This window comes from Salisediminibacterium beveridgei (assembly GCF_001721685.1).
GTDB lineage: Bacteria > Bacillota > Bacilli > Bacillales > Salisediminibacteriaceae > Salisediminibacterium > Salisediminibacterium beveridgei.
The window spans coordinates 101,738-128,730 of sequence record NZ_CP012502.1 but is presented as its reverse complement, the minus strand read 5'-3'; the positions used below and the strand labels follow the sequence as shown (position 1 = coordinate 128,730).

The window sequence follows — 26,993 nt, the reverse complement described above, 5'->3', positions numbered from 1 at the left end:
CTCCTTTTTTTCCGCAGCTAGTACTTAATTCGGGGATCGAGCAGCCTGTACAGGATGTCGGCGATCAAATTGATGCCGATGACGAGAAGCGCAATGATAAACACCGCTGCCTGCACAATGGCCATATCACGGGCGTTCACCGCCTGCACCAGAAGCTGTCCGATGCCTGGCCAGGCAAAAACCTGCTCGGTGACAATCGCACCGCCCACCAAAGTGGACGTCTGAAGTGCCATGATCGTAATGACCGGGATCAGCGCATTTCGAAAGGAGTGTTTATACACAACGAAACCGTTGGCAATCCCTTTCGCTTTGGCGGTCCTGACATAATCCTGCTGAAGGATTTCGATCATGTTCGAACGGGTCAGCCGCGTCATCTCTGCGGCCACTGCCGTTCCGAGCGTAAAGGCCGGCAAAATGACGTGCATGATAGTGCCTCTTCCGGATACCGGAAAGATTTGCGTATTCACTGCCAGGATCAGGATGAACATAATCCCGAGCCAGAAGTTCGGCATCGCTTTTCCAAGAACCGATCCCCCGGTAATGAAGAGATCGATGAAGGTGTTGCGACGTGTCGCAGACCAGATCCCCATTGGAATCGCAATGAGTGTTGCGAAGATCATGGAGGCAATGGCCAGCTCAAAGGTTGCCGGCAAGCGCTCGAGAACGATGGACATCGCATCCTGATTGTAGCGGTAGCTTTCGCCAAAATCACCCTGAACGGCATTCCCGAGAAAAATGGCGTACTGTTTGTAAAAAGGTTCATTCAAGCCCAGGGACTCCTGCATACGGGCAACGTCTTCTGTCGTCGCCTCTTCCGGGAGCATAAGCGCAACCGGGTCACCTGCCACGTAGACGAGACTGAACACAATGAAGGTCATAATGATAAGGACCGGTATCAATTGAAGCAAACGTTGAAGCAGAAACTTCTTCACAACTTCACCTCCAGGTGAGAACAACTTGTGTAGGATCATAATAATCAAGTAATACTGTAATCATTGAACAAAAGAAAGCCTCTTTTTTCATAAGAGCAGGGACAATGCAGCCGATCTTATGAAAGAAAGAGGAGGGGACGGCCACCCGAGTGACCGCCCAATTCTGATGTAGCCATTCCTCTTCTATACGACTCATTCAAAGGGGGATGAATGATTAACGTCTTCGGATTTCATTGACGTAGTAAATTTCATCGTGACGCGGTGTGTAGTCCAGTTCGTCGTTCACACCGAAGTTCATATTGATGGAATGCAGGTAGATGTGCGGTCGTCCTTCAGCGACGAGCTCCTGCGCTTCGTGATATTGCTCCACACGCGATTCAGGGTCCATATTCGTCTCAGCGTCGAAGAACAATTCGTCAAACTCTTCGTTCACCCAGTCCATACGGCCTTCATTGAGCGGTGAATCGGAATAGTAATGATCAAGCGCCTGTGCAGCATCGTAAAGGGATGTGGCAAGACCGAGCAGCATCAGGTCTTCGTTTGTGTTGTTCTGGTAGTGCTCGATGAACTGGCTCCACTCCAGGAATTCCACGTTCAGGTCAATGCCGACTTCCCCGACCATGCCGGCGATCACTTCGGCAATGTCCGAGTCCATCAGGTAACGTCCCTGCGGGGATTGCAGTGTCAGTTCAAGGCCGTCCTCATAACCGGCTTCTGCAAGCAGTTCGCGGGAGCGGTCCGGATCGTAGAGATACGTGTCAAAGAGCTCTTCGTTCGCGCCGACGTTACCCGGAAGTACCCGTGTCCTTGTCGGTACAGCTGATCCGCTCATGACCTGCTCGGTGATGGCTTCATTGTCAATCGCATATTCGATGGCTTCTAGAACCCGCGGGTCCGAGCCTGGTGATCCTTCCGTCTGTCTGGCAATGATCAGCATCGTCCGGTTGGACTCTGCCGTCACATGGCTTGTACCCGGGTTGTCATCCACTCGTGGCCATTCGTTCGGCGGCACATCCGTTACAACGTGCGCGCCACCCGTCAGGAGTTCACCAACCCGTGTAGAGGATTCCGGTACGGCGCGGAACACGACTTCATCCCACTCCGTGTAATCATCACCGAGGAAGTAGTTATCATTTTTCGTAAGAACAACGCGGTCATCGCGGATCCATTCGTCGTATTCATAAGGTCCGGAACCGATCGGGTTCTCAAGAAACTCTTCGATGCCATTCTCTTCAATATAATCTTTCGGAATGATGCTCGCGCCTGTTTGAGCGAGGCGGTTTAAGATCGTTGGCTGAGGGCCATCTGTGTTGAATCGAAGCGTAAATTCGTCAACGATTTCAATCTCACCCAGTTGTGTAAAACGGGCGTGTTCAGAAAGGGATTCATCCCCGAGTACGCGGTCAAAGGTGAATTTCACGTCTTCGGCGGTCAACTGATCACCGTTGTGGAAGTATACATCGTCACGAAGTGTGAATTCCCACACGTCATCTTCAATGGTTTCGTACTCATCAACCAGGTGCGGTTCGATGTCCATCGTTCCTTCAGCCCGCTTGAACATGTAGTCAAATACGTTGACGTGGACTGCTTCCGTGGACGTATTCCCGTGATCGTGCACGTCCCAGGAAACCATGTCCGTACCCATGGCAATCACCAGCGTCCCGTCATCGAGCATTTCATTGGCTCCAGCGAGATCCTCATCGACGTCTTCATTGTTGCCGTCGTTGTTGTCATTCACTTCTGCGTTGTCGTCATCGTTCCCGGCACCCGCGTTTTCATTGTTTGCCTCGTTGTCGTCGTTGCCTCCACAGGCAGCGAGCAGTGTCAAACCTGCAACAGACAGCCAGGCGGCACGCATTTTCATTGCTTTCTTCACATGGACCCCTCCAATTTGTAATTTTCATCCTGCTTCAATCTTTCGAGATAAATGAAGCAGCACTTAAATTTTCGATACATCAAATTTACCATCTTTTTTTGCAATTGCAAGACAATTTCAAATAGTTCAACAAATGAATAAGTATTCATTCGACAACTTTCGCCAATGATTCCCGCCATAACAGGATTTCTGCACGATTCGGCTTTGAAAATTTTTTTGTGAAAAAATCTGACGACGTTGAATTTTCCGAAAAATAATTGTAGTATACATTCATTCGGTTCGATGAAATGGAGGTTTATGATGGGAGAATTACACAAATACTTAAGTTCACATGTGAATCACATGACGGAAGATCTCGTGAAACTGGTCAAAGCAGAGTCACCCACACAGGACAAAGAAGCGGTGGATCACTGCGGCAGGCTCATTCAGCGCATGTTCTATGATGCGTTTGGCGTTCAGCCTGAGATCTTTCCTGAAGAAAGACAGGGGGATCACTTCAAATTCACCCTCGGAGACGGCAAGACCCGGGTCTTGTTCCTCGTTCACTTTGACACCGTCTGGGACAAAGGCAAGCTGCCCATCGAAGAACGTGACGGTAAGCTCTACGGCCCTGGCCCTTTTGATATGAAGAGCGGCATCATCCAGGCGATGTGGGCGATGAAGGCCCTCAAAGAGACGACCGGCGGTTTCGATGGTCTGACGATTGATGTACTCTGTACGTCGGATGAAGAAATCGGGAGCCTCAGTTCCAAAGCACTGATTAAAGAAACCGCAAAGGATGCAGACCTCGTGCTCGTCACGGAGGGCCCTGTGCACGACAATGGTGCCTTGAAGACCTCGAGAAGCGGTGTGGGCATTTATGAGCTCATTGTCCGCGGCCATTCCAGTCATGCCGGAAGCCATCATCAAGCCGGGCGCAGTGCCATAAAAGAGCTGGCCCACCAGATTCTTCACCTCGAGGGGATGACGGATTACAGTATCGGTACAACGGTGAGCATCGGTATTGTGGAAGGCGGTGGCCGGGTGAATGTCGTTCCGGACTATGCCAGGGCCTCGATTGATTTTCGTGTGAAAACGTCTGAGGAAGCCGAGCGCATGGTCAAGGCCGTCGAAGGACTGACGCCGTTCACCGAAGGGGTGACCTTGGAGATCAACGGGGAACTGAACCGCCCTCCAATGGAGCGCACCCCGGATACCGTAGCGTTGTTTCGGATCATGCAGGAGGCCGCCTGGACCGTTGGCTTTGAAATTGATGAGGCCCACATCGGCGGGGGCAGTGACGGGAATTTCACGTCAGGGATGGGTGTGCCGACCATTGACGGACTTGGCGGAATCGGGGACGGTGCCCATGCAAACCATGAACATATCGTGATCGGCGAGATGCCGAAACGGACCGCCATGATTGCCGAGACCTTGAAGCGAATCGGAACAGAAGGATTTCAACGAGGCTGATCCGTTACTGAAATGATTCACCGCAGAAACAAGCGACTGCCGTGTGGCACCATCAGCCCATCGATCCAAAAGGCCCTCACCAAATTGCGGTGAGGGCCTTCCTGTACCGGGTATTGTCCCAGTCTTGTTTCTCGTTATTTCCCTGTAAAACCAAGGAGCATTTCACGGATCATTTTACTGGCGGCGATGGCCGTGATGTCTGCCGGGTCATAGGCAGGCGCCACTTCCACCAGGTCTGCCCCGACGACGAGAGCATCGGACTGACTGATGGCGCCGATCGCTTCGATGAGTTCCCGGCTCGTGATGCCCCCTGCTTCGCACGTCCCGGTTCCGGGTGCATGCGCGGGGTCAAGGACATCGATGTCGATGGTGAGATATACAGGCCGGCCGGCGAGCTCCGGCAGTTTTTTCTTCAGTGGTTCGAGCACATCGTATTTCGCCATGAACATGCCGGATTCAGCCGCATAGTCGAATTCCTCTTTCATCCCGGAGCGGATCCCGAAGGAGTAGACATTCTCCGGCCCCAGCAGTTCACACGCCTTACGCATCGGCGTGGAGTGAGACAGTTTCTCGCCTTCATAATGTTCCCGCAAGTCGGCATGGGCATCAATATGAATGATCGCCAGGTCTTGATACTTCTTGGAAAAAGCGCGGATGACCGGCCAGGTCACGAGGTGTTCGCCACCGATGCCCAGTGGAAATTTCCCGTCAGAAAGGAGCTGATCGACCCAGGCTTCAATCATGTCGATGCTTTTTGCCGCATTACCAAACGGCAACAGCATATCCCCGGCATCATGCATCTTCAAGTCTTCCAGGGTCTTGTTCTGGTGCACACTGTATTCTTCGAGGCCGATGGATGCTTCGCGAACCCGGTTCGGGCCGAATCTTGACCCGGGGCGGAAGCTGACCGTCCAGTCCATCGGCATCCCAAAGAGGACCGTATCGGCATTGTCATAGCTTTTGCTGGCAAGGATGTAGGTTCGTCCGGAGTAGCCTTCATCAAAAAAATTCATCTGCTTTTCCCCCTCAGGATTCCGTCAGTTCCTGCACGAATTTCGGCAGCGCAAAAGCCGCCTTGTGAATGGCAGGGGTGTAGTACTGGGTAGCAAGGTCATGAAACCGCTCATCGCTTACGTCCAGCGGGTCATGCTTTTTCGAGCCGATGGTGAAGCTCCACAACCCGCTCGGGTACGTCGGGATGTTTGCCGTGTAGAGCCTCGTGACCGGAAACGTCTCACTGACGTCTTTGAATACCGTCTTGATCAGACTTTTTTGAAACCACGGGTTATCGGTCTGCGCGACGAAGACGCCGTCTTCTTTCAGCGCCTTGCTGATGCCTTCGTAGAACCCTTTTGTAAACAGGTTCACAGCCGGTCCCACGGGTTCTGTGGAGTCGACCATGATCACATCGTATTCATTTTCGCTCTTGGCGATATGCATAAAACCGTCCGCCACCTGAACGTCCACGCGGGGATCATCCAATGCGCCGGCAATCGTCGGTAAATACTGCTTTGAATACTCAATGACTTTCCCGTCGATTTCAACGAGGGTGGCTTTCTTCACTTCCGGGTGCTTGAGGATTTCACGGATCACCCCGCCGTCGCCGCCGCCGACAACCAGTACGTGTTCCGGATTCGGGTGGGTGTGCAGGGGCACGTGGGCCACCATTTCGTGGTATACGAATTCGTCTTTCTCGGTCGTCATGACCATGCCGTCCAACAGCAGCATATTGCCGAATTCAGCGGTCTCCACCATGTCCAGCTGCTGGAAGTCTGTCTGTTCGCTCACGTAGGTTTTCGTGATGCGCGCGGTGATACCGAAATGTTCGGTTTGTTTTTCTGTAAACCAGATACTCATAGGTCTTCATCTCTCCTGTTCGGAATATAATCGCACATGATCCAGGACTCGAACGTCCATCTGGTATTCAATTCCTATAAATGGTATTCTTTAACTGTACTTCATCACGCTCACTGTTGAAAGGATGTTACCATGATTTTAAACGGTTTTTCTCTGGCCAGAGAAAAATGGCAAGTCCTGCTCTATCCTGCGGTACTGGACTTGATTTCACTGGTCTTTACTTTTGGTGTTGCAGGTTATTCAATGCAACAGACGGTCACCTACCAGATTGTCTCCATCGGTCCGTTGTTTCCTTCCATCAATGACATTCTCACAGAACCCAATGAACTGTTGGCAATGAATGTGGAGATGAACGTTCCTGGTGCAGGTATTACCGCTGGGCTCCTGCTGTTTCTCCTCCTTTTCATGTTTGTGGGCGTCCTGGTCGAAGCCGGCTTTTTCCACCTGATCTGGCAAGGTGCTTCGGGGAACGGTGACGTCACGTTCGAAAATTTCCTCACGGGCGCCAAACGATTTTGGGTGCGCTTTTTACTGCTTTATGTGCTCCTGATCGTCCTGCTCATTGTCCCGCTGATACTGATGAGTTTTTTCGGTTTATTCGGGCTCATTCTCGTCGGAATTGGCGTGTTGATCCTGCGGGTGATGTTCATTTACCTCGAATTCACCATCATCGCGGACGACATCGGAATCTTTGATGCAATCGGACAGTCCTTTGCCTATTTCAAAGAGACCGGCGGTGAGCTCATTGTTTTGCTCTTTGCGATGGCAGCCGCTACAGCTCTGATCGGCTTTATCGTGAACTACCTGGCCATGCCCGCACTCGTCATCCTCATGACGCCGGTATACCTCTTTGTCGTCACAGGTTTCATGTTCGCACTGGCACTCATGCTTGAGAAGGCGAGAAGCCTGGTGTTTCCCACCGAAACCACCTGAATCCGTTCATCGAAAAAGACGAAGGGCAGAGCCTTCGTCTTTTTTACTTTCACACATTTCAGAATCCACTTAAATTTTACAAAACCTCAAGGCTTTCCGCAAGACCATTTATCAGGTTGCAAGCCCGTTTTTCAGTTCGTCAGATGAACGGTCCCACATCTCCTGGTTGAAGGTCTCAAGGTAGTTTCTGAGGATGTCTTTGGACTTGTCATCCATCTGTTCAACAAGGATCCGTCCTTTCATGGCTTTATCCATATTGTTGACGTGTTCCGGCAGGCTTTTGTAGCCTCGTCGAATCTCGCGGTCCACGGTCATTTCGCAGGCCGCAACCCCCGCATAGGCGGGTCCGCCGTTTAACATGTCCGTCTGCACCCAGACGAGCCAGAACGGTCTGCCGTTTGGCACCTCGTTTTTATCTTTCAGGAATTTGATCCCTTTTTCCACACTGCTTCTCGCATGCAAAGCACCCATATCGACAAAAGCATCGCCGTCTTCCACATCGATAAAGACCGGGGACATGTTGTTCAGTGAGACGGTGCCGACACCATATCCGCCGTGGCCATCCGTGGAGTCGTTATTCAAAATGTTAAAGCCGCCGCCTTTTTGCTTCGAGCTGCCCATCATATTTTTAATCCGTTCATTTTTTTCCTTGTCTTTTTCGTTCATGAGATGACGCTCCTCTCTTGGGTAGTATCCAACTTTCAGTTTATCACAAGAAGGCGTTCCACGGCTATCGGCCTGCACAGTTTTGATTTTTTCACGCATGTGGCAGGATTTCAGGGGCACTAAGTCGAATGCTGTGCTGTGGGAAGTTGTATTCAGTTCATGGAAGGGGGAGTGAAACGATGCCAATTGTAACCGTCAAGATGCTTGAAGGACGTACGGATGAGCAGAAGAAGGCGTTGGTGGAGGAAGTGACCAAGGCTGTGACAAAAACGACCGGTGCGCCGGATGAGCGTGTGTCTGTGGTCATCGAGGAGATGAAGCCTGAGAATTTCGGAATGGGCGGCCAGCGCGTGGCCGATAAGATGAATTAACCCAACACCAGTGAATCCCCCTGTAACAAGGCAGATTGCCTTTTTTCAGGGGGATTGTTTTTGTTCTCATCATGTTTTCATCAATAGAGACTGCCAAGCAGCTGGCGGATACGGATGACTTCCGGGTGATCGTTCCCGGCTTCGTCGAGGACATCGCCAGGGTAATAAAATTTGTGGTCCGTCCGCTTTTTGCCGGAGATCGCGAGAACGATGTCTGATTCACGGGAGAGTTCCCGTTTCGAGCCGTCGGGCATCAACAGATATATCGGCACGCGCTCACTGGCAGGCTCTGTTCCCGGCCGGTAGAAATCATAGGGCAGATCTGAAGAGGAATCGTGTACGAGATACCAGTCCGGATCGACGCCGAGGGCTTCGAAAGACTGGGCGATTTTGCCCTTTTTTTCTGCGAGTTTCTCCGGGGTGCATTCCACGTACTTCAACAGGCGCCGGTGCATAAAGCGGCGGCAGAGATCGCTTAAAATCGGGTCCCGTTCGTCCTCCCATTCCTGAAAATAGAACATGACGACGGATTCGTCGAGTTTCAGATAATCTGTCAAAGTCGCCTCGCCTTCAAACATCGTTCTGAAGTGGCTCGGGTTCAGGCGGAAGGTATAGCCTGTCTCCATCAGGTAGCGGGCGCGGTGAAGGATCTTCGTCAAAATAACCTCGGCGCTTCTTGTCACCGGGTGAAAATAGACCTGCCAGTACATCTGGTACCGGCTCATGATGTAGTCTTCGACGGCATGCATCCCGCTGTGCTTAAAGACGGCCTGGTTGCTGTCTGTACGGATCACCCGTAAGAGCCGCTCCATATCAAAGTGGCCATAGCTGACACCGGTATAAAAAGCATCCCTGAGAAGGTAATCCATCCGGTCGGCATCGATCTGACTCGAGATCAGGCTGACTAATAGCTTGTTATCATACTCCTTCGCGATCACCTGGGCTACTTTCTCGGGAAAACGCGGATCCATTTTGCTGAGAAGCGCATTGATTTCGGTATCCCCGAGCAGAATCTTCCGGGTCCATGCTTCATGATCCATGTCAAAGACATTTTCGAAGGAATGAGAAAAAGGACCGTGCCCCACATCGTGCAAGAGCGCTGCAGCCAGGGCAACGAGCCGTTCGTCCTTGTCCCAGGCTTCTTTTTGCTCGAGCGTCTGAATCATCCGGCGCATGATTTCATAGACGCCGAGCGAATGGTTGAAGCGGGTATGCTCTGCCCCGTGAAAGGTCATAAAGGTCGTACCCAGCTGACGGATTCTGCGCAGACGCTGGAACTCCTTCGTTCCGATCAGTTGCCAGATCAGCTCATCCTGGATATGGATATAGCGGTGGACCGGATCCTTGAATACCTTTTCCTCACTGAGTGTGCCATCAGGCCTGTTGGTCATGATATGTATGCCTCCCTGTATTTAAACGCTGCATCTGTATGCTTACTGCCAATTATACGAAGGAGAAACCAGAAAGTAAAATCCAAACCGGTCAAGCATGCTTTGGTTCTTGCGATTGGCTCAGAGACCTGAGCGACTCTTGAAACCAATCTGTCCTGATGTTTTGAAAAACAGCTGATAACAACCTGTTTTCCAAGGGACATCTGTTGATGTTTCGCGTTTCATCCATCTGGACGCCCGATGGCTGACGATTCGGGGCTTTGTTCATCAACAGTTGGGTCTGTTCATCAAAAGTACGAACCGTTCACTGCGCTCCGAGTGAATAGCAAAAGAGCAACCCGAAGGCTGCTCTTTTTCATCTGAATCTATTTTGCCACTGGCTTTTTCATCCGTTTTTCGACTTTTGCAATGAGCTGATCTTCGTCTGGAGCGGATATCGCCCGTTCGTTGACGAACGTGAACGGTTTTTTTCGTCCGGGGCCGCAGTAGGACTGGCAGCCGACATGGATGTCCGCTTCGGGATCGAGTTTTTCGAGTTTACGTCGTAATGTTTTCAGATTGGTGGCCTGGCAATCGTCACATATGGCAAATTTGTTGCCCATGTTCACCACTTCCTTACTAATTGGACTACGCTGTATTTTACTCCCGATGAGGGGGTAAATGCAATGGTTTCGCGTGGGAAATATGGTATAATGCTCGAGATTGAAAATGCAGTGACCTAAGAACTGCTTTTCACAACCCTGATATCCTGGAGTTGAATCGCGATGGAGCCACTGAAACTGAATCTGCACCGGGCCACCTGGCATTGGCTCGATCACACAGACCCTTTTGAATCGGGCAGCGTCATGAATGCCTTTGCCATAGATGATACGCTGTGTCAGCTGGCCGGACAACAACAAAACACCGGTTACGTCCGAGGCTGGGTGCACCGGCCAACGGTGGTGCTTGGCATTCAGGATACCCGCCTTCCTTCGATCCAGGACGGCATCGCTTTTTTGCGTGAACAAGGGTATGACGTCATCGCACGGAATTCCGGGGGCCTCGCGGTGGTACTTGACGAAGGGGTCTACAACCTCTCGCTCATCTTTCCGGAAGACAAAGGGCTCAGCATCGACCGGGGCTACGAACAGATGGTCACGCTGGTCCGGCAGCTCTTTCCCGAAACAGGAGAGGCCATCACAGATGGCGAAATTCCCACGTCCTACTGCCCGGGCCGCTATGACCTCAGTATCGGCGGCCGGAAATTCGCAGGTATCTCCCAGCGGCGGATCCGCGGGGGCATAGCCGTGCAGATCTACCTTGCGATCGCTGGCAGTGGTTCCAAACGGGCGGACCTGATCCGTGCGTTTTACGCCCTGGCCGCATCCGGCGGTGAAGTGAAATTCCACTACCCGAGGATTGAACCGGAGACGATGGCTTCTCTGGCGGAATTAACCGGGGTGACGTACTCGGTGGATACGGTTACTTCGCGGGTTCTGACACTCCTCGAAGAGCTCGGAGATACACTTTTGCCCTGGACACTGGACGCTACAACACGCCCCCTTTTTGAGAACCACCTGAAGCGGATGAAAAAACGAAACGAGGACATCACCCGGTAACCGGGGAATGTCCTCGTTTTTTGGTCTATCCGGCTTCATATTCGATCGTGATGTCTCCTGGAAATTCTGTATCGCGGTAACTCATCACCCACACCATCCGGTCATTGACCTCGATGTACTCCGGAGATTCACCGTTGATGAGGACCTCTTCTTGATTGTCCTGCAAAACACCGGCGATGAGGTCCTCATCACGGAGCATTAGCGGTTCATTGCGCCCGGAGGCCATCAGCCAGTGGTCTTCACCGCTCCAGCCGAACAGATTCTCCTTAAAGAGAATCATGCTGACCTCCCCGTCATGGGCAAGGAAGGAGAAGGCTCTCATGTCCCCTTCCCAGTACCTGCGTTCCTCCACGTCCAGGTTCGCGAGCTCTTCGTCTTCCTCGATATACAGTGCTGCAGCATCAGACAAGTCGAATTCACTGGATGTAAAGACATTGTAAATCGTGATGAGCATAAAATTCATCGCAAACAGGCCCGTGATGCCGAACACAATCAGCAATTTATTCTTCATGGAAAATCTCCTTTCCGTCAGGCGCCCGCTGTTCCAGGGGTGAACCGATTCAATCTTTCGGTTTCAACCAGCGGGCAATATAAATGAACGGTGTATCAATCAGTGACACGATAAATTTGATGATGTAGGTCGTCAAAAGAATCTCGAACCAGACGCCAAACGAATACCAGCCCCAAAAGGCAATGGTACAGAAGATCACCGTATCGATAAACTGGCTGATCGCCGTACTGAAGGTATTACGCATCCAGAGCTGGGACGGTTTCGCAAAGATTTTTTTGAAAAAGGCATAGATCTGCACGTCCATCAGCTGACTGATCAGGTAAGCCGCAAGACTGCCGATGGCGACCTGCGGCAGCAAGTCAAAGATCTCTGCCAGATGCGGGTGCGCCCAGTCATCGGCGTGCGGAATGAACGCCACGACAAACTGCATGATGATGGTCGCAGCGATCAGGGAACTGAACCCGAACCAGACCGCTCTGCGCGCTTCTTTCTTCCCATATTTTTCATTGAGGATATCCGTCGCCAGGAACACGGTTCCATACATGATATTCCCCAGTGTGGCGACAAGGCCAAAAATTTCAACGAGTTTTAACACCTGCATGTTGGCCAGAACCGTGGAAAACCCGATCCAGACAAACAGTCCCGTCCGGCCGAAAAGCCGGTAAAAGACGAGCAGCATACTGAAGTTGGCCACCGCAAAGATGAGCCATAAGATTTCGTTTGGCATATGACTATAACACTCCCTAGTTTTGATCACGCAGGATGGTTTCGAACTGCGAAATGCAAAGATTTTTTTGGTGCGATTGATGCGATGTCCGGAATGAACCTCTCACCTGCAACTGTCTTCCTTTTCGATTCAAACGGAAAAAGAGCGGCGCGATGGTCCGCTCTTTATCGTATGAACAACGTGACGCTCACGGGCCTTAGTCTGCCAGACCCTGCATAGCGGTGATGAGGGACAGTTTGTAGACGTCTTCCACGTTACATCCGCGGGAGAGGTCGTTCACCGGCTTATTGAGGCCTTGAAGGATCGGACCGATCGCTTCAAACCCGCCGAGTCGCTGGGCGATTTTATAGCCGATGTTGCCTGATTCAAGGCTCGGGAAAATAAACGTGTTCGCTTCACCGTTTAACGGTGATTCCGGTGCTTTCTTTTTGGCAACTGACGGTACGAAAGCGGCGTCAAATTGAAATTCCCCGTCCACTGTCAATTGCGGATCTTTCTCTTTGGCAATGGCCGTTGCTTCCACGACTTTTTCCGTTTCAGGACTCACGGCGGAGCCTTTTGTGGAGAAGCTGAGCATCGCCACTTTCGGGTCGATGTCAAACACACGGGCCGTCTTTGCGGCTTCGATAGCTGTTTCTGCCATGTCATTTGCATCCGGTGCAATGTTAATCGCACAGTCACCGAAAATGAAGCGTTCGTCCCCGCGAACCATCACGAACGCGCCGGACGTCTTCTTCACGCCCTCTTTCGTCTTGATGATCTGCAGTGCCGGTCGCACGGTATCGCCGGTCGCGTGTGCTGCACCGCTGACGAGGCCACCGGCAAGACCGGTATAGACGAGCATCGTGCCGAAGTAGTTCGGGGTTTTCAGAATCTCTTCGGCCTCTTCTTTTGTATTCTTCCCTTTTCGTCGTTCCACAAAGGCATCAACGAGTCCGTCGAACCCTTCATAGGTAGCTGGATCATAGATGGTCAAATCGCTGATGTCCAGGCCTGCTTCCTTGGCCTTTGCTTCGACTTTGTCCGCTGCGCCGATCAACAGCGGTTCGAGAATGCCTTCTTGTTTCAATCTGACCGTTGCTTCAAGTATCCGTTCATCTGTTCCCTCAGGGAAAACGATCGCCGGTTTGGCTGCTTTTACTTTTTCAGCGATCGCAGTAAACATATCACTCACGGGAAAACCTCCTTATTTCACTCACTAACCTTTATCTTACCTGTTTTTGAGTCAAATTTAAATTGATTGCATCAATTTTCGGGAAGTTTAAATTTTCAGACACCCCATTTGTCATGATTTCGTCAAAAATCCCGTGCAGACCTTGAAAAAGACTGGAAAAGAACGGTATAATGAATGAATAATCACTCATTTAACCAGGGGTTTTTCGAATCAGCCAGCAGAATCAGCCATGGACGAGCGACATTGCTCAGAAGGAGGACGAACACATGTCGATTGATGCATTGTTTGACCCGATTACGATCAACGGATTACCGCTTCGCTCCCGTGTGATCATGGGATCGATGCACGTAGGACTGGAAAGTCTGGAACGAGGGGATGAGCGGCTCACTGCATTTTACAGGGAGAGAGCCCGTCATGACGTCGGTCTGATTGTCACCGGCGGGGCCGCAGTTAACCCCGAAGGAAGCGGCGGCGTCGGATTTATGACGATTTATGAACCGGAGGACATTGAACGCTGGAAGCCGCTCACCAAAGCGATCGATGAGGAGGGCAGCGCCATTGCCCTGCAGCTCTTCCATGCGGGGCGCTACGCGTATAAGGCGCTGACACAGGTCGATCCCGTTGCACCGTCCGCGATTCAGTCACCGATTAACCCCGATATGCCCGTGGCATTAACGGAGCAAGAGGTGCGCAGGACCATTGACGATTTCGCAAAGGGGGCCGCCAACGCGAAAGCTGCAGGCTTTCATGCCGTTGAAATTATGGGTTCTGAAGGGTATCTCTTAAACCAGTTCCTCTCTCCGGTCACCAATCAGCGGGATGATGAATGGGGAGGCACATTTGAGAAACGGATGCGGATGCCCCTTGAAGTCATGAAAGCCGTGCGACATGCCGTCGGTCCGGATTATCCGGTCATTTTCCGCATGTCGGGTCTCGATCTGGTTGAGGGCAGTACAACCGAAGAGGAGACGCTGGTATTTGCGAAAGCTCTGGAAGAAGCCGGGGCTGACACGTTGAACGTCGGCATCGGCTGGCACGAATCCCGGGTCCCGACCATTTCCATGAAAGTACCGCGGATGAAGTTCGTACCCGTTGCCAAGCAGATTGCCGATGCTGTTGAAGTCCCGGTTGTAGCGTCCAACCGCATCAATGATCCCCGGGACGCGGGACAGATCATTGCCGAATCCAACGTCTCACTTGTCTCCATGGCGCGGCCATTCCTTGCCGATCCGGCCATCGTTACAAAGGGGAAAGAAGGGCGTTTTGATGAGATCAATACGTGCATTGCCTGTAATCAGGCCTGTCTTGATCATGTCTTTGAAATGAAACCGGCGTCATGCCTCGTCAATCCCGAAGCAGGCAGGGAGCTGGATTGGAAACTGGTAAAGACCGAAGCCCCGAAAAACATTGTCATCGTCGGTGCCGGACCTGGGGGCCTCGAAGCCGCCCGGGCTGCAGCAGAACGGGGCCATCACGTAACGCTTGTCGATGAAAAGGATGAAATCGGCGGTCAGCTGAATTACTCAAAAAACATTCCGGGGAAAAAGGAGTTCTATGAGACACTCCGCTATTACCGGGTGCAACTGGCGTTGCTCGGTGTGGACGTTCAGCTTGGGAAAAGGGCCACCGCGGAGGATCCGGTATTCCTGGATGCAGACGAGGTCATCATCGCCACAGGCATTACGCCACGCGTGCCGGAAATACCTGGCGTGGACAGTAAGCATGTTCTGAGCTACCGGGAGGTCTTTGAAGGGGCCGATCCCGGAAAACGGGTTACGGTCATCGGCGGTGGTGGTGTCGCCTGTGACGTGGCGTTATATATGCTCGACCACGGCTCCGAAGAAGTGACGCTCTTACAGCGTAGTAAAACATTTGCAAAGGGAATCGGCAAGACGACCCGCTGGGCGACCTTGATGGAACTGAAACAAAAAGGCGTCCGCATGATCGGGAAGGTAGAATCTTATGAAGAAATTACTGGTGCCACGATCCGTTTTGTCAAAGACGGGCAACCCGCTGAATCTGTCGGGGACACCATCGTCCTTGCAGCAGGTCAGCTCGTGAACAAAGGTCTGGCAGATGCACTTGAAGATAAAGGGAAAATTGTGCACATGATCGGGGGAGCAAAAGATGCTCTCGGCCTGGATGCCAAACAGGCGATTTACGATGGGGCCAGTCTGGCCCGGACAATCTAAACAGACGGCTTACGTAAGATATACGAGGGGGAATCAGTATGGAAACGGTCGAATACGTTGTTGAATCAGGTATTGCTACGATTCAGATGAACCGCCCGGAAGTGAGAAACGCCATTAACGAACAAATGCACAAGGATTTATACCACGCCTTTCAGGAGGCGCGGCGGGATGATGAGGTTCAGGTGATTGTCTTAACCGGCGTCGATGATGCTTTTTCTGCAGGAGCTGATATCAAGAGCATTCCCGTGGAGGAGATGGACTCCTTTGATCACGGAACGTATCTTGAGGAGTATTACAATCCCTTGATTCAGTTGATCGATGCCATCGAAAAACCAATCGTGGCTTACATTAACGGAACAGCCGTCGGCGCAGGCCTAAGCCTCGCCCTCGCCTGCGACATCCGCTACGCAGAAGAAGACGCCAAACTTTCCTTGAGTTTTCTCGGTATCGGTTTAACACCGGATGCAGGGGCAAGTTACTTTTTGCCACGGCTCGTCGGACTCGGGAATGCCATTGCTCTTGGAACGGGGAAATCTTTTACCGTTCAGGAAGCCATGCAGACCGGTCTGATTCAGGGCACCGGAAACCCCGTGAACATCGTCATGCAGCTGCGCCGCGCACCGATGCCGGCCTACAGCTGGATGAAAAAGAACATGAAGTACGGGATGGAACACTCCCTCGAAGACACGCTGAATCAGGAAATCGAGGGGCAGCGTGCCGCCGGACAGTCAGAGGCCCATAAAAAGGCAGTGAAATCCTTTTTGTCGAAATAGCTGCCGGTTTGACTAATTGAGAATATGCCCTTTGCGATTGAGAGGTTCTTTCGCAGAGGGTTTTCTTTTTCCGTGTGTCTAACGGTTGGTTATTTAGAATAATTTCAGTATAATGGACAGTGGTTAACGAAACTGAGAATTGGAGTGATCATCAATGGCAGAACCGGCAAAGACATTGGACGGCTGGTACGTCCTGCACGACCTTCGCACAGTGGACTGGGTATCCTGGAAGAAGCTCGATGCCACCACAAGAGAAAATATCATCTCTGAATTCATGAGTCATATGGAGAAATGGAACGAAGTACAGACGAAGCTCGAAGGCAGCCACGGGGTTTACAAGATGATGGGTCAGAAAGCAGACATCATGTTCATGTGGCTGAGACCGACGATGGATGAACTTCAGGATATCGAGAACGCCTTTAATAAATCCGGGCTGGCCGACTTCCTGATTCCAAAATATTCTTACGTCTCCGTCGTTGAGTTGAGTAATTATCTCCCTGCAGAGAAGGATCCAAACGAGGATCCGGAAATCCAGGCACGCCTGAAACCCATTCTGCCGACCTGGCAGTATGTCTGCTTCTATCCGATGGACAAGCGGCGTGATGGTGAAGACAACTGGTATATGCTCGATATGGAAGACCGCCAGACGATGATGCGCAGCCACGGCATGATCGGCCGCAGTTACGCCGGCAAAGTGCGTCAGATCATCAGCGGTTCTGTCGGTTTTGACGACTGGGAATGGGCAGTGACCCTGTACGCCCACGACGTATTGCAATTTAAGAAACTCGTTTATGAAATGCGTTTTGATGAAGTCAGCGCACGCTACGGTGATTTCGGTTCGTTTTTCGTAGGCATGCAGCTTGAAGAAGGAAAAATCGCAGATTACTTTTACGTGTGATGAACGTTTGAAGACCCCTCACCTTTAGTTCAGGTGAAGGGTCTTTTTTTACTTCGTGTGAGAATAAGTTTGCAGAAGGCGTGAAGCATAAGTGCAACTCAGGCTTGTCGCCATCGGCTTGGCAAGAAGCCAAGTTATTTTCATGTATCATGTTGACGATGTGCGGCACGATTCTCGCTAAGCAATACATTCTTGTCGCGCTGGCCCTTTTTCACCAGGAAAGATTCAGTCCATCACCGCGGCCACAACGAGCAGGATCCACCCTGCGAGAAAGGCGACGCCACCAAGTGGTGTGATCGCTCCGAAGATCCGGATCCCGGTGAGGCTCAGCGTGTACAGGCTGCCCGAGAAGAGAATGATCCCGACAATGAAGGCCCAGCCCGATGCCGTCAGCAAACCGGTCGTACTCAGGTGGCTCATCAGAATCGCCACGGCCACCAGAGCCAGCGTATGCACCATATGGTACTGAACCCCGGTTTCAAAGGTTGCTTTGTACCCCATCGCTTCAAGTTTATCGTTTAACGCGTGGGCACCAAATGCCCCCAATGCGACAAACAAAAAGCCACTCACGCCTGCAAGCATTAAAAAAAGTTTCAAACTGATCGCCTTCTTTCTTGTCAAATGATTTCGGTATTCTTTACAATCATAACAAAAGCACATTCATTGAAGGAGGTACCCGCCATGAGCGACGACATCATCGTCAGAAATTACACCATGAGCGATTTCGACGATCTGCTCATGATTCAAAAAGAATCTTTTCCCCCACCATTTCCGGAAGAACTCTGGTGGAATAAAGCACACATCCAGGCCCATACTGAAACCTTTCCGGATGGTGGACTCATCGCATGGATCGGTGACGAACCGGCAGGCTCTGCCACCTCGCTCATCACAACCCTCCACGGAACTGACCACACGTGGGAGGAAGTCGCAGACAACGGTTATATCCGCAACAGCCATGATCCAAACGGGGACACCCTCTACGGCATCGATGTCTGCGTACGCCCAAAATACCGGGGTTTCGGGGTGGCCAAAGCCCTTTATGATGAACGAAAAAAGATGGTCGAGCGTCTCGGCTTAAAGCGCTACGTTGCCGGCTGCCGGATTCCGGATTTTCAACATGCCCCGAAGGATATGGCTGCCAAGGACTATGTAGCCGAAGTGCAAAGCGGGCTGCGAAAAGATCGTGTCCTCACCTTCATGCTGAAACAGGGCCTTACCGTGAAACAGATCATCCCGGAATACCTGGACGATGATGAATCCCGGAACTACGGGGTCATCGTGGAATGGCAAAACCGCAATCTGCTTTGACAGGTTGCGGTTTCGTTTCATTCAGTTGCATTAAAAATCAAGAAGGCTGTCCGATTTCGGTTCTTCCCCGTCATCATAAATTTTGACCCGCTCTTTTTTCCGTGTTTTCCCTTGCGTCAAATCGCCGACTTTCTGCCCCTTTTCATACGCTTCGACCTGATCCTCTTTCGGTTCAGGATCGACAGGCTTCCCGGGGACGAACTGCGGATTTTGCATCTTTGTTTTTTCCAAATCTTCAAGAGTGGCATGATTCACAGGCGGTACATTCCCGCCTGAACGCGGGCTGTGTTCCGTTAACAACTCGCTGTATGCCTGAATAATCTTCGCCTGCTCACTGAGCACTTCGGGTTGATCTTCGGATTGTTTCATCCGCTCGATCGCTTGTTCCATCTTGCTGATCAGTTTGGATACAGGGATGTCCATCCCCTTCGCCTCCTATCGCTGAACGGATACATCCTGCATCAGTTCAGCTTGATTTTATTCTCCGTGAGTGCCAGATACAACGCCACATCATGTTTCAAAAAGTCGATGGCCTCCTGCCAGAAGTCTGCCTGAGTGAGATCCACGTTAAGGTGCTTCTTCGCAAGGTCTTCCACCGTCATCCGGCCGGTATCTCGTAAGAGCGCTGTGTACTGCGCCTCAAAATCCGTCCCTTTTTGACGGGCAAGGTTATAAATGCCCATACTGAACAGATAGCCAAACGTGTACGGGAAGTTATAGAACGGCACCCCAGTGATATGAAAATGCAGTTTCGAAGCCCAAAACGTTGGTGAATACTCACTGAGCTCTCCGCAGTAGGCTTCCTTTTGCGCCTCTTCCATCAGTTCATTCATCCGACGTGTACTAACGGGACCGCGCCTGCGTTCTTCGTAAAACCGGGTCTCAAAGAGAAATCGGGAATGGATATTCATGAAAAAAGCAATGCTTCGGCTCAGTTTGTCATCGAGGAGCTGTATTTTCTCTTCTTCTGACTCTGCCTGTTCCACCGCGGCATCCGCGACGATCATCTCTGCGAATGTCGATGCCGTCTCTGCGACGTTCATCGCATAGCGCTGCGCCATCTGGGGAAGATCATTCATCACCGCCTGATGATAGGCGTGTCCGAGTTCATGCGCCAGCGTCGCTACATTTGATGCAGAGCCATCATACGTCATAAAGATCCGTGATTCCTCCTTGATCGGGAAGCTCGTGCAAAACCCGCCAGGGCGCTTGCCGGGACGGTCCTCTGCTTCAATCCAGCCGTTTTGAAACGCCTTCTTGGCGAAATCCGCCATCTGCGGACTGTACTGCCGGAATTGTGACACAATCATATCGGCCGCATCATCGTATGGCACTTCAGACACCTTGTCAGAAAGGGGGGCTCCCAGATCATACATGGCCAGTTTTTCAACGCCGAGCACCTGCGCCTTGCGATCCAGATAGGTTACGAAGGTATCTTTGTTGGCTGTGATCGTATCCCACATGACATTCAACGTCTTTTCCTGCATGCGGTTGATCTGGAGCGGTTCTTTCAATACGTTCTCCCAGCCTCTCGCTTCATAGACTGCAAGCCGGTAGCCTGAAAGGTGGTTCAACGTGTTCGTGAAGAGCTCTGACTCTTCTTGCCATGCCTTTTCAAGCTGGTCAAAAACGTGTTTACGCACATCACGTGAAGCAGATGATAACTTGTTCGACGCCTGCCCGACCGACAGTTTTTGGACTTCCCCATCCAGTTCAACTTCGATTTCCATCCGACCGACGAGTATGCTGTAAAAGTCGCCCCACGCCTGGTATCCGTCCACAGACAGCTTCTGAATCAACTGTTCCTGCTCGGGCGGCAGCTTTTCCTTCGCGGCGTCCCGGCGCTCATTGAGGTTAAAAACGATCTCAGCCATTTCAGGTTCGTTGATGAATGCATCCCATTCTCCCGCCGTGAAATCGAGGAGCTGATGGTCCACTGCCGTCATCACTCCGGCAAATTCAGACGCCAGCTGACTGATCTTACCGCCTGTCAGTTTCGCGTCATGATCGTTGATATCCTGAGCTGTGAGGCAGCTGATAAATGCCCCTGCCTCCCGGGTGTAACGGCTCACATCCTGGAGATTCACCACGACATCCGCCCAGGCCTCTTTACTTCGCTCTCCTGTCGTTTGAAGCTTGTCCACCTGTTCTTTCAAGTTACTAATCTGCTTCTCAAGCGCCGTAATATGTTTCTTGAACGCTTCGGAATTGCTCGAGCCTCCGGGAAATATTGTGTCTAATGTCCATGTTTCCGGATACGTTTGCCCCATGATTGATCATCCTTTTATCTAGAAATTAGTGATTCTTTTTAATTGCTTCGCCGATTTGCACAATGTGGTCTGATTCATACAAGTGAAATCCTGTCTTATCAAGTTGTGCAATATGATGCATCACTTTCGCCACTTCCGCGCCTTCAACCGGCCGGTATTTTTCCATTTTCCCTGTCATCCATTTCGCCAACGGTCTTGCAACGATTTCCGCTGCCTTCTCACCTGGTCGTGTATCATGGCGCTCCCCCATTAAAAGGGATGGCCGGAAAATATGGAGTGCCGGCAAGCCGAGACCGATCAACTCATCTTCAAGGCGTCCTTTCACCCGGTTGTAAAAAAAACGCGAATTACGGTCCGATCCCATGGCTGTGACGGTCAGAAACTGCGCAGCGCCCTCTTCCTTGGCAAGTTCGGCAAGCTTCAAAGGAAATGAATAATCAACCCTGACAAACCCTGACTGTGAACCTGCCTGTTTCATCGTTGTACCGAGCACCACAAAGACATGGTCTCCTTTTTTAAAGACATGTCGGACCTTTTCCAGTTCATCAAAATGAACGATGTGTTCGGTGATCGACGGATGCCGGTGAAACAGTGTCCGGCGCCTTGTAATTAAATGAACCTCATCATACGTTCCCTTTTCGAGAAGCTCTTTTACCAGTTGCGTTCCTACCATACCTGAAGCGCCTGCAATCACAGCACGTAACACGATGACCCTCTCCTTTCGAATGTTTCACTTTACTCAGCCTATCACGAAGCTAGCTTCCCTGAAAAGCGAGGGGACTGCCAAAGCCGTTTTATTCGCCGCTGTTCACTGTTTGCCGTAAGACACTGCCGGGCAGGCGAATGACAAACGTCGTTCCCTCACCGGCTTTTGTACGGATATCGATGGTACCACCAAGTTCTTCAATGATCCGGTACGTCGTAGCAAGACCGAGTCCGTGACCGTTCTCCTTCGTTGTGAAAAAGGGCGTACCGGCTTTTTTGATGGTTTCCGAATCCATCCCTTCACCTGTATCACTGATGGCCACGACCACATCACATACTCCGTTGGCATCGAGTCCCGGTGCGGTCTGGTTCCTCAGCTTCAACCTGCCCCCGTCAGGCATGGCTTCAATCGCATTGCGGATGATGTTTGAGAACACCTGCCTCAGCTTGTTCCGGTTCGTCTCGAGGAAATCATCCGTTCCGTTAAAAAAGGTCTCCACCTTGATCTGCCTTTTTTCAAGATCCTGTTCATGCAGGGTGATGATTTCTTTGAGCTGTTCACTGACCGAGGTCTCTGATGTCGTCTCTTCTTCAATCCGAGCAGGATTTCCGATATGCATCAGTTCTTCCATCACCTTGTTCACCTGATCAATTTCATTCATGATCAGTTGGTAGTACCTTGCATTCTCTCCGTCATCGCGCTTTTCGAGCAATTGCATGAACCCACGGATCGTCGTCATCGGATTACGGATCTCGTGCGCAAGTCCTGCAGCCATCTGACCAATCATCCCGAGTTTCTCAGACTGCACCAATTCACGCTCCATCCGGCGGACTTCTGTGAGCTCCTGAAAAACGAAGAGGAATTCATCAAGATCCTCCCGTTCCCCGTTCGCAGAGAGCAGGGTCATACCGAGGAAAAATATCCGCTCGTTTCCATCCTGATCCTGACAGTTCACCTCTGCCTGCCGGCGCGTTTCATTGCGCTTATCAAACTCGGTCCACTCATCCAAGGCCGCATGCATGAACGCGTCAAAAAACGGCGATTCACGCTTCAGTTCCTGGATCGTTACACTGGACAGATCCATCTCTGTAAATCCGAACAACGTTTCAAATTCCCGGTTCGACATCGTCAGCTGCTCCGACCCCCGGGCTACCGCGAAGACCCCATTGTCCGTGGCTTCAAGCACCTGGGTGGATTTCCGGTGAGTCGCTTCACGTTCTTTCAGCCGTCCGGTCATATCATCGAAGGCCACATGCAGGTGATCTGCCTCTCTGTAGGCTGCCTCGTAAGGCCATTCATAATCGACACCCTCGGCGTAAGCTTTTGTTTTCTCCACAAGTTGCCGGATCGGTTTGACCAGATAGTCCGACAGTTTGATCACCGCAACGATCAGTACAGCAAAAATCAGGAAGTAAAAAGCAACGTAGCGAAGAAGCAAATCATCAAGGGATGCATAAAGGTCCTCCTCTGCTAGGGCAATCCCGACATACCAGCGATGCTCAAAACCCTGGATCTCTTCGACCTGTGTAAATGCATGGACCTGTCCGCCACTTGTCGTAAACGTCCGATCCTGATCAATCAGGCTGTTCAAATCATCCTTGGTAATGTCCTGCTGCTCAAAATAATTCATATTCATCACAAGCGACTGATTCGGATGGGACAAAAGCAGGCCGTCCTCACGCAGTAAAAAGGCATACCCGTCTGAACCGTGGGTCCGCTGCAGTGTCGTATAGGCTTCAATCCGTTCATAAAATACGTCCAGATTAAACGACGGGGACACGTAAAACAGAAGTTCCCGGTCATGGGTATAGACCGGTGCCCCCAACACAAGGACCGGACGGTTGATGGCATCAGACATGTAGATGTCGGACATCCTCTTCATTCCCGTCTCCGAAACTTCCTGAAACCATTCCCGGTCCCCGATATTGCGCCCGATCATCCGGGTTTCCGTATCGACGATCACACCGCCCTCCTCATTAAGGAGAATCGCATCAAAGTAAATATCATTCACCGACAGAAAGTTATAGAGTTCCTCTCGCAGTTCCAACGGTGTACTCTCCGGATCTCTCAGAATGGGACTGCGGGTCAGCCACTCAACATCTCTTAACCGTTCATCGATTAAATTCAACAATTCAGCCGAAAGATTCGATGACTGACTCATGATCGAATACTCGAGCTGACTGCTGATTTCGTGTTTTTGTGAGTTATAACCGATCATGCCAACGATCGCCATCGGTATGACCGTGACCAGTATGAAAAACACAATCAATTTGGAGCGAAGGCTTCTAAACATAGGCGGACTCCTTCATTGTGGAAGATACACTCATTATAAAGGAGTTTTGGCACGTTGGGAATGGGACAGATGCGCATGCAAAAGTCACGGCTGATACAAGCGGTAAATCGCCTGTGTACCCAGTTCCCCCGCTCCTTCTTTCTGCAACTGATCGTAGAGTTGTTTTGCCTGCTTCAATCCAGGAAGCTCAAGCCCCATCTGATCCGCTGAATCAATGGCAATGCCCATGTCTTTGATGAAGTGCTTCACATAAAATCCCGCTGCTTCATCGCCCTCGATCATCTTCCTGCCAAGCCTGGACAGGGAAAAACTTCCTGCCGCGCCGGTTTCGATCACACTCATGACTTGTTCCTGGCTGAGTCCTGCCTGCTTTGCATAAGCCAGCGATTCCGCCACACCCAGCATTGTGGATGCAATTGCGATCTGATTCGCCATTTTCGTATGCTGACCGGCCCCTGCTGGGCCGAGACGTTCGATGGTTTTGCCCATGCAGGCAAACAAAGGCTCCACTTGCTCAAAGGCAGTTCGATTGCCGCCACACATAATGGCAAGTTTTGCTTCTTTTGCGCCAATATCCCCACCGGACACCGGTGCATCGACTGCTTCCAATCCGGCTTCCGATGCTTTTTCCCCGATCTGCTGCGCCAGCACCGGGCTTGATGTCGTCATATCTACTAGAATGGTCCCTGGTTTACTGTTGGCAATCAGCCCTTGTTCCCCGAAGTACATCTCCTCCACGTCTTTCGGGTAGCCGACGATCGTAAACACGATGTCTGATTGCCGGGCCACCTCATCCGGAGAGTCACACCAGACCGCTCCTTGTGTCACCAGTTCATCCGTCTTGCTTTTCGTCCGGTTGTACACATAAAGTGTGTACCCTTCCTTCAGAAGGTGCCCTGCCATACTTTTACCCATTACACCTGTTCCGATAAAGCCTGCTATTGGTTTTGTCATCTGTGATTCCTCCCTGATTCAAGGTCTATTCACTGCACACCTTTCCACGACAGCTGGTGAAAATCCTGCAACATCCGGGAAAAGTTCACTTGCTCTCTTCATTAATTTTCAATTCTGTGGCATAATTATAGAGGTGTTGTATATAATTGGGTCTAATATCTTCATACGTAATACCTATAAACGAAAACAGATGTGAGAAATCGCAGGGAGGTTACGCAGATGGCAAAACTATTGATTACTGACGATGCAGCATTTATGCGCATGACACTGAAGAAGATGGTGACCGATGCAGGCTATGAAGTGGTCGCTGAAGCGGCAGATGGAAGAGAAGCCGTGGAGTTGTATGAGGAACACAAACCGGATCTCGTTACCATGGACATTACCATGCCGGAGATGAATGGTATCGAAGCCCTTGAACAGATCAAGGCAAAGGATCCTTCTGCAAAAGTACTGATGTGTTCGGCAATGGGGCAACAGAATATGGTGGTGGACGCCATCCAAAAAGGCGCTGTGGACTTTATCGTCAAGCCGTTTGACGAACCGCGGATCCGCGAAGCGCTGGAAAAAGCATTAAGCCGTTAACAACATACAACTAGACCCGGGAGCACAAATTCCCGGGTCTTTTCTTTCGGTCTGTTTTAACGTGTATCCTTTAGTTTCCAGGCTTCAATCACCGGTTCACTGAGCCAGTCTCCGGCAAACGTGACTGCCTGATTTTTCGGGTCAGCAAAATGCCTTGAGCTGAAGACCAGCTCACCGTCATTGATGAAGATCTCGACGGATGAACGGTCCAGAAAGATCCGGATCTCAGCTACTTGATCCACACTGCCGTAACGCTGTTCGCGTGCATCCCCGCCGATGACCGTCCGTTCAAGCGTGATGTCGCACGCCTCCATCATCGACAGTTTCAGTACCGTTTCATTGTGGAGGTTGATGTCGAGGTAATCGTGCGCTTGAAGATCCACCCCCGATAACTGGACTTCCAGTGTGCGCCCCTCAATCCCCTCAAGTTCAAACGGGGCAATGGAACGGGTCACGCCGGTATGTCGAATAGGGTTCCCGGTTCTCAGCTTTTCGAGTTCTTGTACAGGGCGCTGAAACAGCTTGCCGTTCACCCAGGTCAGTTCCCTTGGCAGTGTCAAACAATGAATCCAGCTGTGCTCAAGGGTCGGGTGGCGGTCTTCCGCCTGTTCAGGCACGCCCATCCAGCCGACCATGATTCTGCGGCCGTCTGCCGATTCCGTCGTTTGCGGGGCGTAAAATTCAAACCCTTTGTCGAGTTCCGTAAACGCTCCAGGTGTAAAGATCCCTTCCGATAAATTCAGTGTTCCGGGGAAATAACCTGCCTGGAAACGGTTGAGATAGTTCGTGCCATCGGAGGCCAATCCCTGCGGTGAAGCAATCAGAATGTCCTGACCATCAAGCCGGAAGACATCGGGACATTCCCACATGTACCCGAAGTCGCCGAGTGGTTCCTGCTGTGAGCCGATCAAGGGGCCGACCAGTGACCAGTCCCTGAAATTTTCTGAGCGGTAGAGGAGCACCCGCCCTTCTTCTTTCAGGGTCTGTGCGCCGATAACCATGTAACAGACTCCATCTTCTTCCCACACCTTCGGATCCCGGAAATGCGCGGTGTATCCTTTGGGCAGGGAATCGATTACAGGTCCCTGCTTTTTAAAGTGTACACCGTCTCGTGAAACGGCCGTACACTGGTAGGAGAAGCGGTTGCCTTCGTCATCTTTTACATTTCCCGTATACATCAGCGTCAGTTCGCCGTCACGGTCAATCGCACTTCCTGAATAACAGCCGTTTTTTTCGTACCATTCAGAAGGCGCCAGCGCAATGGGTTCTTCCATCCAGTGAACGAGATCCGTCGAAGAGACATGCCCCCAAAATTTTGCGCCATGTGTTACGGCAAAAGGATTCCACTGATAGAACATGTGGTAGCGCCCCTGCCAGTGAATCCAGCCATTCGGATCATTTAGCAAGCCCACTGGAGGCATGATATGAAACGCCTGCCGGTACGGGTCGGCATCCACGAGTTGCCGCTGATCTCTGGCAACTTCTTCTGCCTGCTGGATCAGGTTTTTTTCTGTCTCTGTCATAAGCAC

At 51.3% G+C, this 26,993-nt stretch carries 25 protein-coding genes and 1 pseudogene; 9 read left to right on the top strand and 17 right to left on the bottom strand.

Annotated elements, in window-relative coordinates; all coding sequences use genetic code 11:
- Positions 1-17: 17 nt before the first annotated feature.
- Together BBEV_RS00635 and BBEV_RS00630 are read right to left on the bottom strand one after the other, a co-directional pair.
- Positions 18-932, bottom strand: coding sequence for an ABC transporter permease (locus BBEV_RS00635; protein ID WP_069363690.1), 915 nt, complete (start codon positions 930-932; stop codon positions 18-20).
- Positions 933-1,146: 214 nt separating this feature from the next.
- Positions 1,147-2,808 carry an ABC transporter substrate-binding protein gene (locus BBEV_RS00630; protein WP_084007143.1) on the bottom strand — a complete coding sequence of 554 codons (1,662 nt, stop codon included), beginning with the start codon at positions 2,806-2,808 and terminating at the stop codon, positions 1,147-1,149.
- 300 nt (positions 2,809-3,108) lie between these two features.
- Here BBEV_RS00630 and BBEV_RS00620 point away from each other — a divergent pair, with 300 nt between their 5' ends.
- A complete protein-coding gene (locus tag BBEV_RS00620) occupies positions 3,109-4,260 on the top strand; it encodes a M20 family metallopeptidase (RefSeq protein ID WP_069363688.1) in 1,152 nt (383 codons plus the stop codon).
- 134 nt (positions 4,261-4,394) lie between these two features.
- Here the strand turns inward: BBEV_RS00620 and speB are convergent, their stop codons facing one another.
- Both speB and speE read right to left on the bottom strand, forming a co-directional pair.
- Positions 4,395-5,273, bottom strand: coding sequence for an agmatinase (gene speB / locus BBEV_RS00615; protein ID WP_069363687.1), 879 nt, complete (start codon positions 5,271-5,273; stop codon positions 4,395-4,397).
- Positions 5,274-5,286: 13 nt separating this feature from the next.
- Positions 5,287-6,117 (bottom strand): polyamine aminopropyltransferase, encoded by an 831-nt coding sequence (speE, locus tag BBEV_RS00610; RefSeq protein ID WP_069363686.1) that lies wholly within the window; start codon positions 6,115-6,117, stop codon positions 5,287-5,289.
- A gap of 132 nt (positions 6,118-6,249) precedes the next feature.
- Between speE and BBEV_RS00605 the strand changes: the two genes are divergently transcribed.
- Entirely contained in the window at positions 6,250-7,050 is an 801-nt protein-coding gene (locus tag BBEV_RS00605; RefSeq protein WP_069363685.1) for a hypothetical protein, read from the top strand.
- A 111-nt stretch (positions 7,051-7,161) separates the two neighbouring features.
- Here the strand turns inward: BBEV_RS00605 and BBEV_RS00600 are convergent, their stop codons facing one another.
- Complete coding sequence (locus BBEV_RS00600; RefSeq protein ID WP_069366540.1) at positions 7,162-7,671, bottom strand: YwhD family protein; 510 nt, start codon at positions 7,669-7,671, stop codon at positions 7,162-7,164.
- 224 nt (positions 7,672-7,895) lie between these two features.
- Here BBEV_RS00600 and BBEV_RS00595 point away from each other — a divergent pair, with 224 nt between their 5' ends.
- Entirely contained in the window at positions 7,896-8,087 is a 192-nt protein-coding gene (locus tag BBEV_RS00595; protein WP_069363684.1) for a 2-hydroxymuconate tautomerase, read from the top strand.
- Between the two features lie 80 nt (positions 8,088-8,167).
- Here BBEV_RS00595 and BBEV_RS00590 read toward each other — a convergent pair whose 3' ends face one another.
- Complete coding sequence (locus tag BBEV_RS00590; protein ID WP_069363683.1) at positions 8,168-9,478, bottom strand: HD domain-containing protein; 1,311 nt, start codon at positions 9,476-9,478, stop codon at positions 8,168-8,170.
- A 377-nt stretch (positions 9,479-9,855) separates the two neighbouring features.
- A pseudogene (locus tag BBEV_RS00585) lies at positions 9,856-10,080 on the bottom strand (DUF1450 domain-containing protein); the annotation flags it as partial.
- A gap of 162 nt (positions 10,081-10,242) precedes the next feature.
- Between BBEV_RS00585 and BBEV_RS00580 the strand changes: the two are divergent.
- Positions 10,243-11,076, top strand: a complete 834-nt coding sequence (locus BBEV_RS00580) for a lipoate--protein ligase family protein (protein WP_084007140.1) — start codon at positions 10,243-10,245, stop codon at positions 11,074-11,076.
- Between the two features lie 25 nt (positions 11,077-11,101).
- Here the strand turns inward: BBEV_RS00580 and BBEV_RS00575 are convergent, their stop codons facing one another.
- From BBEV_RS00575 to pta, 3 genes are all read right to left on the bottom strand, one after another.
- The gene (locus BBEV_RS00575; RefSeq protein ID WP_069363681.1) at positions 11,102-11,587 is read right to left on the bottom strand and encodes a hypothetical protein; all 486 of its coding nucleotides are present in this window, start codon (positions 11,585-11,587) and stop codon (positions 11,102-11,104) included.
- Positions 11,588-11,636: 49 nt separating this feature from the next.
- Complete coding sequence (locus BBEV_RS00570; RefSeq protein WP_069363680.1) at positions 11,637-12,314, bottom strand: queuosine precursor transporter; 678 nt, start codon at positions 12,312-12,314, stop codon at positions 11,637-11,639.
- A gap of 196 nt (positions 12,315-12,510) precedes the next feature.
- Positions 12,511-13,488, bottom strand: a complete 978-nt coding sequence (gene pta / locus BBEV_RS00565; RefSeq protein WP_069363679.1) for a phosphate acetyltransferase — start codon at positions 13,486-13,488, stop codon at positions 12,511-12,513.
- A gap of 266 nt (positions 13,489-13,754) precedes the next feature.
- On the opposite strand from pta, the gene BBEV_RS00560 reads away from it, so the two are divergent.
- The 3 genes from BBEV_RS00560 (at position 13,755) to hemQ (ending at position 17,351) form a co-directional block, all read left to right on the top strand.
- Positions 13,755-15,680, top strand: a complete 1,926-nt coding sequence (locus BBEV_RS00560) for an oxidoreductase (RefSeq protein ID WP_069363678.1) — start codon at positions 13,755-13,757, stop codon at positions 15,678-15,680.
- A gap of 38 nt (positions 15,681-15,718) precedes the next feature.
- On the top strand, positions 15,719-16,453 hold the full coding sequence (locus BBEV_RS00555) for an enoyl-CoA hydratase/isomerase family protein (protein ID WP_069363677.1): 735 nt from the start codon (positions 15,719-15,721) through the stop codon (positions 16,451-16,453).
- A gap of 154 nt (positions 16,454-16,607) precedes the next feature.
- Complete coding sequence (gene hemQ, locus BBEV_RS00550; RefSeq protein ID WP_069363676.1) at positions 16,608-17,351, top strand: hydrogen peroxide-dependent heme synthase; 744 nt, start codon at positions 16,608-16,610, stop codon at positions 17,349-17,351.
- Positions 17,352-17,576: 225 nt separating this feature from the next.
- Here hemQ and BBEV_RS00545 read toward each other — a convergent pair whose 3' ends face one another.
- Positions 17,577-17,948 carry a DUF423 domain-containing protein gene (locus tag BBEV_RS00545; protein WP_084007139.1) on the bottom strand — a complete coding sequence of 124 codons (372 nt, stop codon included), beginning with the start codon at positions 17,946-17,948 and terminating at the stop codon, positions 17,577-17,579.
- 84 nt (positions 17,949-18,032) lie between these two features.
- Between BBEV_RS00545 and BBEV_RS00540 the strand changes: the two genes are divergently transcribed.
- Positions 18,033-18,659 carry a GNAT family N-acetyltransferase gene (locus BBEV_RS00540; RefSeq protein WP_069363675.1) on the top strand — a complete coding sequence of 209 codons (627 nt, stop codon included), beginning with the start codon at positions 18,033-18,035 and terminating at the stop codon, positions 18,657-18,659.
- A 30-nt stretch (positions 18,660-18,689) separates the two neighbouring features.
- Here the strand turns inward: BBEV_RS00540 and BBEV_RS00535 are convergent, their stop codons facing one another.
- The 5 genes from BBEV_RS00535 to BBEV_RS00515 form a co-directional block, all read right to left on the bottom strand.
- A complete protein-coding gene (locus tag BBEV_RS00535) occupies positions 18,690-19,082 on the bottom strand; it encodes a DUF5327 family protein (RefSeq protein WP_069363674.1) in 393 nt (130 codons plus the stop codon).
- A gap of 38 nt (positions 19,083-19,120) precedes the next feature.
- The gene (locus BBEV_RS00530) at positions 19,121-20,929 is read right to left on the bottom strand and encodes a M3 family oligoendopeptidase (protein WP_069363673.1); all 1,809 of its coding nucleotides are present in this window, start codon (positions 20,927-20,929) and stop codon (positions 19,121-19,123) included.
- Positions 20,930-20,954: 25 nt separating this feature from the next.
- Positions 20,955-21,635, bottom strand: a complete 681-nt coding sequence (locus BBEV_RS00525; RefSeq protein WP_084007138.1) for an NAD(P)H-binding protein — start codon at positions 21,633-21,635, stop codon at positions 20,955-20,957.
- An 88-nt stretch (positions 21,636-21,723) separates the two neighbouring features.
- Positions 21,724-23,928, bottom strand: coding sequence for a sensor histidine kinase (locus tag BBEV_RS00520; protein WP_069363672.1), 2,205 nt, complete (start codon positions 23,926-23,928; stop codon positions 21,724-21,726).
- A gap of 84 nt (positions 23,929-24,012) precedes the next feature.
- Positions 24,013-24,882, bottom strand: a complete 870-nt coding sequence (locus tag BBEV_RS00515; protein WP_069363671.1) for an NAD(P)-dependent oxidoreductase — start codon at positions 24,880-24,882, stop codon at positions 24,013-24,015.
- 219 nt (positions 24,883-25,101) lie between these two features.
- Between BBEV_RS00515 and BBEV_RS00510 the strand changes: the two genes are divergently transcribed.
- A complete protein-coding gene (locus BBEV_RS00510; RefSeq protein ID WP_069363670.1) occupies positions 25,102-25,464 on the top strand; it encodes a response regulator in 363 nt (120 codons plus the stop codon).
- A 56-nt stretch (positions 25,465-25,520) separates the two neighbouring features.
- On the opposite strand, the gene BBEV_RS00505 is transcribed toward BBEV_RS00510, so the two are convergent.
- The gene (locus BBEV_RS00505) at positions 25,521-26,987 is read right to left on the bottom strand and encodes a glycoside hydrolase family 32 protein (RefSeq protein WP_069363669.1); all 1,467 of its coding nucleotides are present in this window, start codon (positions 26,985-26,987) and stop codon (positions 25,521-25,523) included.
- Between the last annotated feature and the right edge of the window lie 6 nt (positions 26,988-26,993).

Coding starts and splice junctions, on each gene's coding strand:
- speB (WP_069363687.1), bottom strand. CDS start 5,273: ATGAATTTTTTTGATGAAGGCTACTCCGGACGAACCTACATCCTTGCC.
- BBEV_RS00570 (WP_069363680.1), bottom strand. CDS start 12,314: ATGCCAAACGAAATCTTATGGCTCATCTTTGCGGTGGCCAACTTCAGT.
- BBEV_RS00510 (WP_069363670.1), top strand. CDS start 25,102: ATGGCAAAACTATTGATTACTGACGATGCAGCATTTATGCGCATGACA.
- BBEV_RS00605 (WP_069363685.1), top strand. CDS start 6,250: ATGATTTTAAACGGTTTTTCTCTGGCCAGAGAAAAATGGCAAGTCCTG.
- BBEV_RS00620 (WP_069363688.1), top strand. CDS start 3,109: ATGGGAGAATTACACAAATACTTAAGTTCACATGTGAATCACATGACG.
- BBEV_RS00535 (WP_069363674.1), bottom strand. CDS start 19,082: ATGGACATCCCTGTATCCAAACTGATCAGCAAGATGGAACAAGCGATC.
- BBEV_RS00540 (WP_069363675.1), top strand. CDS start 18,033: ATGAGCGACGACATCATCGTCAGAAATTACACCATGAGCGATTTCGAC.
- BBEV_RS00515 (WP_069363671.1), bottom strand. CDS start 24,882: ATGACAAAACCAATAGCAGGCTTTATCGGAACAGGTGTAATGGGTAAA.
- BBEV_RS00600 (WP_069366540.1), bottom strand. CDS start 7,671: ATGGGCAGCTCGAAGCAAAAAGGCGGCGGCTTTAACATTTTGAATAAC.
- speE (WP_069363686.1), bottom strand. CDS start 6,117: ATGAGTATCTGGTTTACAGAAAAACAAACCGAACATTTCGGTATCACC.
- BBEV_RS00530 (WP_069363673.1), bottom strand. CDS start 20,929: ATGGGGCAAACGTATCCGGAAACATGGACATTAGACACAATATTTCCC.
- BBEV_RS00590 (WP_069363683.1), bottom strand. CDS start 9,478: ATGACCAACAGGCCTGATGGCACACTCAGTGAGGAAAAGGTATTCAAG.
- BBEV_RS00505 (WP_069363669.1), bottom strand. CDS start 26,987: ATGACAGAGACAGAAAAAAACCTGATCCAGCAGGCAGAAGAAGTTGCC.
- BBEV_RS00595 (WP_069363684.1), top strand. CDS start 7,896: ATGCCAATTGTAACCGTCAAGATGCTTGAAGGACGTACGGATGAGCAG.
- BBEV_RS00555 (WP_069363677.1), top strand. CDS start 15,719: ATGGAAACGGTCGAATACGTTGTTGAATCAGGTATTGCTACGATTCAG.
- BBEV_RS00580 (WP_084007140.1), top strand. CDS start 10,243: ATGGAGCCACTGAAACTGAATCTGCACCGGGCCACCTGGCATTGGCTC.
- BBEV_RS00575 (WP_069363681.1), bottom strand. CDS start 11,587: ATGAAGAATAAATTGCTGATTGTGTTCGGCATCACGGGCCTGTTTGCG.
- BBEV_RS00520 (WP_069363672.1), bottom strand. CDS start 23,928: ATGTTTAGAAGCCTTCGCTCCAAATTGATTGTGTTTTTCATACTGGTC.
- hemQ (WP_069363676.1), top strand. CDS start 16,608: ATGGCAGAACCGGCAAAGACATTGGACGGCTGGTACGTCCTGCACGAC.
- BBEV_RS00560 (WP_069363678.1), top strand. CDS start 13,755: ATGTCGATTGATGCATTGTTTGACCCGATTACGATCAACGGATTACCG.